Here is an 8,187-nt window from a genome sequence, read left to right as displayed (position 1 = left end):
CAACCCTGCCAACCCCCCCCCCCCCCCCCCTCGCAGCGTCGTGAACCCCAACCCACCGCCCAGCTCGAGCCCCGCTCCCCCGGCGCGTCCCGCGGGCCGCCCCCCCGCCGCGGCTGAGGGCACAACTCTCGGCGCGGTGCGCTAGCGCACCGCTGCCGCCACCGCGCGCAGCCGGATGTCGGCGCGCCGCTCGGCGGCGGCGTCCGACTCGGCCTTCGCCCGCTCCAGCGCCCGCTCCGCGCGCTGGGCGTCGATCTCGTCGGCGAGCTCGGCGATCTCCGCGAGCAGCGACAGCTTGTTCTCCGCGAAGGAGATGAAACCGCCGTGCACCGCGGCGACGACAGTGCCGCCCTCGCTCGTGCGAATGGTCACCGGGCCCGACTCCAGCACACCGAGCAGCGGCTGGTGGCCGGGCATGACGCCGATGTCGCCGGACGTGGTGCGCGCGATGACCAGGCTGGCCTCGCCGGACCAGACACTCCGGTCCGCGGCGACCAGCTCGACGTGCAGCTCAGCAGCCAAGGGTGGCTCCTCGGGTCACCACCCGGCGTGTGCCGGGTGTTGGTTCATAAGTCTAGTAGGGTGCCGGGCGCCGAAGCGCGCGGTCCCGGGGTGAAGCGCGGGGCGTGAGAAGGGGGCGGGACGGAACCCGCCCCCTTCACGAGTCACAGGACTCAGGAAACGCCGAGCTCCTTGGCGTTCTTCTTCAGGTCCTCGATACCGCCGCACATGAAGAAGGCCTGCTCGGGGAAGTGGTCGTACTCACCGTCGCAGATCGCGTTGAACGCGGCGATCGACTCGTCGAGCGGCACGTCCGAACCGTCCACGCCGGTGAACTGCTTGGCGGCGTGGGTGTTCTGGGACAGGAAGCGCTCCACACGACGGGCACGGTGGACAACGAGCTTGTCCTCCTCGCCCAGCTCGTCGATACCGAGGATCGCGATGATGTCCTGGAGGTCCTTGTACTTCTGCAGGATCCCCTTGACGCGCATGGCGGCGTCGTAGTGCTCCTGCGTGATGTAGCGCGGGTCCAGGATCCGGGACGTGGAGTCCAGCGGGTCCACGGCCGGGTAGATGCCCTTCTCGGAGATCGGACGGGAGAGAACCGTCGTCGCGTCGAGGTGGGCGAAGGTGGTGGCCGGGGCCGGGTCGGTCAGGTCGTCCGCGGGGACGTAGATCGCCTGCATCGAGGTGATCGAGTGACCACGCGTCGAGGTGATGCGCTCCTGCAGCTGACCCATCTCGTCGGCCAGGTTCGGCTGGTAACCCACCGCGGACGGCATACGGCCGAGCAGGGTGGACACCTCGGAGCCGGCCTGGGTGAACCGGAAGATGTTGTCGATGAAGAAGAGCACGTCCTGCTTCTGCACATCGCGGAAGTACTCCGCCATGGTCAGACCGGCCAGGGCGACGCGCAGACGGGTGCCCGGGGGCTCGTCCATCTGGCCGAAGACCAGGGCGGTCTTGTCCAGAACGCCGGACTCCTCCATCTCCGCGATGAGGTCGTTGCCCTCGCGGGTGCGCTCACCGACGCCCGCGAAGACGGAGACGCCCTCGTGGAGGTTGGCGACACGCATGATCATTTCCTGGATCAGCACGGTCTTGCCGACACCGGCACCACCGAACAGACCGATCTTTCCACCCTTGACGTACGGGGTGAGAAGGTCGACGACCTTCAGGCCGGTCTCGAACATCTCGGTCTTGGACTCGAGCTGGTCGAAGGCCGGGGCCTTGCGGTGGATCGGCCAGCGCTCACCGACGTTGGCGTTCTCCTCGGGGTGGTTCAGCACCTCACCGAGGGTGTTGAACACCTTGCCCTTGGTGAAGTCGCCGACCGGGACGGAGATGCCCGCGCCCGTGTCGGTCACCGGGGCCTGGCGGACCAGGCCGTCGGTGGGCTGCATCGAGATCGTACGGACCAGGCCCTCACCGAGGTGCTGGGCGACCTCGAGGGTCAGCGTCTTCTTCTTGCCGTCCTCGGCCGGGTCGGCGACCTCGACGTGCAGCGCGTTGTAGATCTCCGGCATGGCGTCGACGGGGAACTCCACGTCGACGACCGGGCCGATCACCCGGGCGACGCGGCCCGTGGCAACGGCCGTCTCAACAGTGGTGGTCATTACTTGTCACTCCCCGCGGTCGCGTCGGCCAGGGCGCTGGCGCCACCGACGATCTCGCTGATTTCCTGGGTGATTTCGGCCTGGCGGGCCGCGTTGGCAAGCCGGGAGAGAGAGTTGATCAGCTCTCCGGCGTTGTCGGTCGCCGACTTCATCGCGCGGCGGCGGGCGGCGTGCTCGGAAGCGGCGGCCTGCAGCAGCGCGTTGTAGATGCGGCTCTCGACGTACCGCGGCAGCAGGGCGTCAAGGACGTCCTCGGCCGACGGCTCGAAGTCGAACAGCGGAAGGATCTCGCCCTTCGTCCCCGTCTCCTCCGCGGCCTTCTCCAGGCTGAGCGGAAGCATCCGGTTGGCGACGGGCGTCTGCGTCATCATCGACACGAACTCGGTGAAGACGATGTGCAGCTCGTCCACCCCGCCCTCGGCCGTCTCCGTGGTGACGGCCTCGATGAGGGGCGCGGCGACCTTCTTGGCGTCCGCGTAGCTCGGGCTGTCAGTGAAGCCGGTCCACGACTCCGCGACCTTGCGCTCGCGGAAGCCGTAGTAGGCCACACCCTTGCGGCCGACGATGTACGTGTCGACCTCCTTGCCCTCGCCGCGCAGCCGCTCGGTGAGCTGGTCCGCGGCCTTGATGGCGTTGGACGAGTAGCCGCCGGCCAGACCGCGGTCGCTCGTGACGAGCAGCACCGCGGCCCGAGCCGGGTTGTCCGCCTCGGTGGTCAGCGGGTGGTTGGTGTTCGACCCGGTGGCCACCGCGGTGACCGCGCGGGTGAGCTCGGTCGCGTACGGCGTGGAGGCCGCCACCCTGCGCTGCGCCTTGACGATGCGCGAGGCGGCGATCATCTCCATCGCCTTGGTGATCTTCTTGGTCGCCGTGACGGATTTGATGCGACGCTTGTAGACCCGGAGCTGAGCTCCCATGAGTCAGGTCCCTTCCGTCGTCACTTCGAGACGTTGGCGGCGGCCGGGGCGTCCTCAGCCAGCAGCTTGCCGTCCGACGTCTCGAACTGCTTCTTGAACGCGGCGATGGCGTCGGCGACGGCCGTGAGGGTGTCGTCGGACATCTTGCCGCCCTCGACGATGGACGTCATCAGCGGCTTGTGCTCGCGGTGCAGGTGGTCCAGCAGCTCGCGCTCGAAGCGGCGGATGTCCGCGACCGGCACGTCGTCCATCTTGCCCGTGGTACCGGCCCACACCGAGACGACCTGGTCCTCGGTGGACATCGGCTGGTACTGCGGCTGCTTCAGCAGCTCGACCATGCGCTTGCCACGCTCCAGCGCGGCCTTCGACGCGGCGTCCAGGTCGGAACCGAAGGCGGCGAACGCCTCCAGCTCACGGAACTGGGCGAGGTCCACGCGGAGCCGGCCGGAGACCTGCTTCATGGCCTTGTGCTGGGCGGAGCCACCGACACGGGAGACCGAGATACCGACGTTCAGGGCCGGACGCTGACCGGCGTTGAACAGGTCGGACTCCAGGAAGCACTGGCCGTCGGTGATGGAGATGACGTTGGTCGGGATGAACGCCGAGACGTCGTTGGCCTTGGTCTCGACGATCGGCAGACCGGTCATCGAACCGGCACCCATCTCGTCGGAGAGCTTGGCGCAGCGCTCCAGCAGACGCGAGTGCAGGTAGAAGACGTCACCCGGGTAGGCCTCGCGGCCCGGCGGGCGGCGCAGCAGCAGGGACACGGCACGGTAGGCGTCGGCCTGCTTCGACAGGTCGTCGAAGATGATCAGGACGTGCTTGCCCTGGTACATCCAGTGCTGGCCGATGGCGGAACCGGTGTAGGGCGCCAGGTACTTGAAGCCGGCCGGGTCGGACGCCGGGGCGGCGACGATGGTCGTGTACTCCAGGGCACCGGCCTCCTCCAGCGCGCCGCGCACGGACGCGATGGTGGAGCCCTTCTGGCCGATGGCGACGTAGATGCAGCGGACCTGCTTCTTCGGGTCGCCGGAGCGCCAGTTGTCACGCTGGTTGATGATCGTGTCGACGGCCAGGGCGGTCTTGCCGGTCTGACGGTCACCGATGATCAGCTGACGCTGACCACGGCCGATCGGGGTCATGGCGTCGACGGCCTTGTAGCCCGTCTCCATCGGCTCGTGAACCGACTTGCGCTGCATGACCGTGGGTGCCTGCAGCTCGAGGGCGCGGCGGCCCTCGGTCGCGATCTCGCCGAGACCGTCGATCGGGGTGCCGAGCGGGTCGACGACCCGGCCCAGGTAGCCCTCGCCGACGGCGACGGACAGGACCTCGCCGGTGCGGGTGACCGGCTGGCCCTCCTCGATGCCGCTGAACTCACCGAGGACAATGGCACCGATCTCGCGCTCCTCGAGGTTGAGGGCGAGGCCGAGGGTGCCGTCCTCGAACTTCAGCAGCTCGTTCGCCATGGTCGAGGGCAGCCCCTCGACCTTCGCGATGCCGTCGCCGGCAAGGCTGACCGTACCGACCTCCTCGCGCGAGGCCGCGTCCGGCTTGTACGACTGGACAAAGTTCTCCAGCGCGTCCCGGATCTCCTCCGGCCGGATCGTGAGCTCCGCCATCTGGGTTCCCTGCTCTCCTTGTTGGGCCCGAAGTTTCTTTGGGGGATCTGGGGGCTCCCCCCAGAACTTCTGCATCCTGTGCACGGCCCAACCGGGCCGTAGGTAACGCTTGTTGTGTTGTGCCGGCCTGGTCAGCCGGCCAGTCGCCGGGCCGCCTCGCCGAGGCGGTTGGCGACCGTGCCGTTGATGACCTCGTCACCGACGCGCACCGACATCCCGCCGAGGACCTCGGGGTCCACGTCCAGGTTCAGGTGCATCTGGCGGCCGTACAGCTTGGCCAGCACCGCGCCGAGGCGCTGCTTCTGCTGGTCGGTCAGCGGCACCGCCGAGGTGACGACCGCGACCATCCGGTCCCGGCGCGCCGCGGCGAGCCTGGACAGGGAGTCGAGTCCCGCTTCCAGGCTACGTCCCCGGGGCTGGGTAACAAGACGGACGACCAGCCGCTCGGTGGCCGGGTCGGCCTTGCCGCCGAGCAGGCTGCGCAGCAGCTCGCCCTTGGCCGAGACCGTGGCCGCCCGGTCGGACAGCGCGGCACGCAGCTCGGTGCTGGAGACGACGATCCGGCCGAACCGGAACAGCTCGTCCTCCACGTTGTCGAGCGCACCGGTCCGCTGGGCCGCGGTGAGGTCGGCGGTGTTCGCCAGTTCCTCGACCGCGTCGACCAGGTCGCGCGAGAACGACCAGCGGGAACGGACCATGCCGGAGACCAGGTCGACGGTCTCGCCGCCCACCTGACCGCTCAGCAGCCGCCCGGCCAGCGTGGCCTTGGCCTCGCCGGCCTGCGCCGGGTCGGTCAGGACCCGACGCAGCGACACCTCGCGGTCGAGCAGCGCGGTGACGGCGGCCAGCTCACCGGCGAGCTTCGCCGCGTCCACCGACGTGTTGTCGGTGAGCGCGTCGAGACGCTCGCGTGCGGCGGCCAGTGCCTCGCGGCTCGCTCCGTTCATCGGGCGGCCTCGGCCTTCTCCTCGAGCTCGTCGAGGAAGCGGTCGATGACACGGCTCTGGCGGGCGTGGTCCTCGAGGGACTCGCCGACCAGCTTGCCGGCCAGGTCGGTGGCGAGCTTGCCCACGTCCTGGCGCAGCGCGTTCGCCGCGGCCTTGCGGTCGGCCTCGATCTGGGTGTGGCCGGCCGCGATGATCTCCTCGCGCTGGCGCTGGCCCTCCGCCTTCATCTCCTGGATGATCGCGGTGCCCTGCTCCTGCGCCTCCTGACGCAGCCGCGCGGCCTCGTGGCGGGCCTCGGCGAGCTGAGCCTTGTACTGCTCGAGCACACTCTGGGCTTCGATCTGGGCCGACTCGGCCTTCTCGATGCCGCCCTCGATCGCCTCGCGGCGCTCGTCCAGAACCTTGTTGATGTTCGGGAGGAGCTTCTTGGCGAGGAAGCCGAAGACGATGACGAAGGCGATCAGGCCGATGACGAGCTCGTCGAGATGCGGGAGCAGAGGATTCTGAGGCTCCTCAGCCGCCGCAAGGAACAGAGCGTTCACATCAGTGCCTTCCGTGAAAGGGGTTGGGCTGTCGGTCCGGCTTACTTGTAGACGAAGCCCATGACGATGCCGATGAGGGCGAGCGCCTCACAGAAGGCGAAACCCATGATCTGGTTGGTACGGATCAGGCCGGCCGCCTCGGGCTGACGGGCGAGGGCCTGGGTGCCGTTACCGAAGATGATGCCGACGCCGACGCCGGGGCCGATCGCGGCCAGACCGTAGCCGATGGAGGCGACGTTTCCGTTGACAGCGGCGAGAGTCTCGAGAGCGGACATGCCGGTTCTTCCTTCTCTTTCAAGGACCCGGTGGGGGTTGGCCACCGGACGTCTGTTGGTAGGGGTGGGCTGGGCCGGAGCTCGCTCAGTGGTGCTCGGAGAGCGCGCCCTGGACGTAGCTGCTGGCCAGGAGCACGAAGACGTACGCCTGGACGGCCTGAATGAAGAGCTCGAAGGCCGTCATGATGATGACCATCACGAACGAGGCGCCGGCGTAGACGAAACCGAGGCCGTTCATCAGGTACCAGGTGGCCAGGGAGAACATCACGATCAGCAGGTGGCCCGCGAACATGTTCGCGAAGAGTCGCACCGCGTGCGTGAAGGGCCGGATGATCAGGTTCGAGAAGAACTCGAGCAGCATGATCAGCGGCAGGATCGCGCCCAGGCTCTTGTCGTAGCCGAGGATGTTCTTCCAGCCGCCCACGAAGCCGTGCTTCTTGAAGGTCAGGCCGACCCACATCACGTAGACGATCAGCGCGAGACCGGCCGGGAAGGCGATCAGCGACGTCACCGGGAACTGCGCGAGCGGGATGATGGACCAGAGGTTCATGATCCACACGAAGAAGAACAGCGACACCATGAAGGGGACGTACTTCTCGCCGTCCTTCTTGCCGATGATCTCGTAGACGATGCCGCGGCGCACGAAGTCGTAACCGGCCTCGCCAACCATCTGCAGCTTCCCCGGGACCAGCTTCGGCTTGGCGAAGGCGGCCCAGAAGAACGCGACGATCGCGATCGTTCCGAGCAGGGCCAGCAGCATCGGCTTGGTGAACTCGAAGCCGCCGATCTTGGCGATGGGCTCGTAGATGAACGTGTGGAGGCCCGGCGCCGGGAAGCCGCATCCGGTGAAGATGTGACAGCTCGGGTCGAAGGCAAGCGTCTGGTCAGCACTCACCGCGGGCTCCTTCAGCGTGGCGCATAGGTACGGCAACCTCGTTGTGTCGGCGCGGCACGCAGCCGCGGTTCGGCACTGGACTGGTCTTACGGATAAGGGGGCGGCGGTTCGGCGTGGAGCCTCGCGCTGGGACGGGCGTCAGCTCGGATGCCCGCGCCCGCAGTGCCGCAGTTGGCACCGGACGATAGCAGCATCCCGAACGGCCATTTATCCCGGCCCTACTCCTCACGTCGACGACCCCGTCTTCTCGGGCTCCACGTAGAGGATCTTGGCCTTCAGATACGCGCGCGCCTGCGCGGCGACCCAGATGACGGTGGCCGCGAGCAGGGTGAAAGCGAAAGCCTTGAAGTCGAACAGCGAGGTGTCCTTCAGCAGGGCCAGGAAGATGAACAGGACCAGCAGCTGTGCCGTGTAGAGCATCAGCCCCATCGCCTGGAACAGGTGCGGCAGCGACTTCGCCGTCCGCTGGAGCACCACCAGCCCGATGCCCATGAAGACGATGACCACGGCCGTGCCGACAGCGGCGCCGAGCGCTCCCTTGCCACCGGCGACCACACCGCTGACGACGGTCGCGACAGCGCCGACGGCAAGGGTGGGTACGGCGGTGTGCAGGAGGAGGCGGACGTCGTTGGACGGCATGGCGGCATCTCCGCTTACTGGTGGGGGCAGTGGTGTCGTCATGGACGAGCGTAGGCCCGGTCCGAGGTGTGTCTCGGGGCCGCTGAACCGGCGCACTCCGGTCCTTCGGCTCTGTCGCCGGGTCTCGTGAACCGTATCACAAACTATTTGAAGAGGTCTTTACCCGTTCGTGTGCGAACTCTCACACATGAGAGTGAACCCGCCCGTGTGTGCACAACCGCGCCGAACTTTGTCTG

Annotated in this window: 9 protein-coding genes; all 9 read right to left on the bottom strand. The window is 67.9% G+C overall.

Annotated elements, in window-relative coordinates:
- Positions 1-141 precede the first annotated feature (141 nt).
- Complete coding sequence (locus AB0H53_RS01930) at positions 142-522, bottom strand: F0F1 ATP synthase subunit epsilon (RefSeq protein WP_362105605.1); 381 nt, start codon at positions 520-522, stop codon at positions 142-144.
- A 152-nt stretch (positions 523-674) separates the two neighbouring features.
- Positions 675-2,117, bottom strand: coding sequence for a F0F1 ATP synthase subunit beta (gene atpD / locus AB0H53_RS01925; RefSeq protein WP_362105602.1), 1,443 nt, complete (start codon positions 2,115-2,117; stop codon positions 675-677).
- Positions 2,117-3,034, bottom strand: a complete 918-nt coding sequence (locus AB0H53_RS01920) for a F0F1 ATP synthase subunit gamma (protein ID WP_362105599.1) — start codon at positions 3,032-3,034, stop codon at positions 2,117-2,119. The genes atpD and AB0H53_RS01920 overlap by 1 nt, the downstream gene beginning before the upstream one ends.
- Before the next feature lie 20 nt (positions 3,035-3,054).
- Positions 3,055-4,653, bottom strand: a complete 1,599-nt coding sequence (atpA, locus tag AB0H53_RS01915; protein ID WP_362105596.1) for a F0F1 ATP synthase subunit alpha — start codon at positions 4,651-4,653, stop codon at positions 3,055-3,057.
- A 131-nt stretch (positions 4,654-4,784) separates the two neighbouring features.
- Positions 4,785-5,600 (bottom strand): F0F1 ATP synthase subunit delta, encoded by an 816-nt coding sequence (locus AB0H53_RS01910; protein ID WP_362105593.1) that lies wholly within the window; start codon positions 5,598-5,600, stop codon positions 4,785-4,787.
- Positions 5,597-6,142 carry a F0F1 ATP synthase subunit B gene (locus tag AB0H53_RS01905; RefSeq protein ID WP_362105590.1) on the bottom strand — a complete coding sequence of 182 codons (546 nt, stop codon included), beginning with the start codon at positions 6,140-6,142 and terminating at the stop codon, positions 5,597-5,599. Before AB0H53_RS01905 ends, AB0H53_RS01910 begins: the two co-directional genes overlap by 4 nt.
- Positions 6,143-6,183: 41 nt before the next feature.
- A complete protein-coding gene (atpE, locus tag AB0H53_RS01900) occupies positions 6,184-6,417 on the bottom strand; it encodes an ATP synthase F0 subunit C (RefSeq protein WP_010474382.1) in 234 nt (77 codons plus the stop codon).
- Positions 6,418-6,502: 85 nt separating this feature from the next.
- Complete coding sequence (gene atpB / locus AB0H53_RS01895; RefSeq protein WP_362105587.1) at positions 6,503-7,312, bottom strand: F0F1 ATP synthase subunit A; 810 nt, start codon at positions 7,310-7,312, stop codon at positions 6,503-6,505.
- 225 nt (positions 7,313-7,537) lie between these two features.
- A complete protein-coding gene (locus tag AB0H53_RS01890; RefSeq protein ID WP_362105584.1) occupies positions 7,538-7,951 on the bottom strand; it encodes a hypothetical protein in 414 nt (137 codons plus the stop codon).
- Positions 7,952-8,187 lie beyond the last annotated feature (236 nt).

This window comes from Streptomyces sp. NPDC050856, assembly GCF_040653855.1.
In the GTDB taxonomy this organism is placed as follows: domain Bacteria; phylum Actinomycetota; class Actinomycetes; order Streptomycetales; family Streptomycetaceae; genus Streptomyces.
This window is presented reverse-complemented; position numbering and strand designations above follow the sequence as displayed.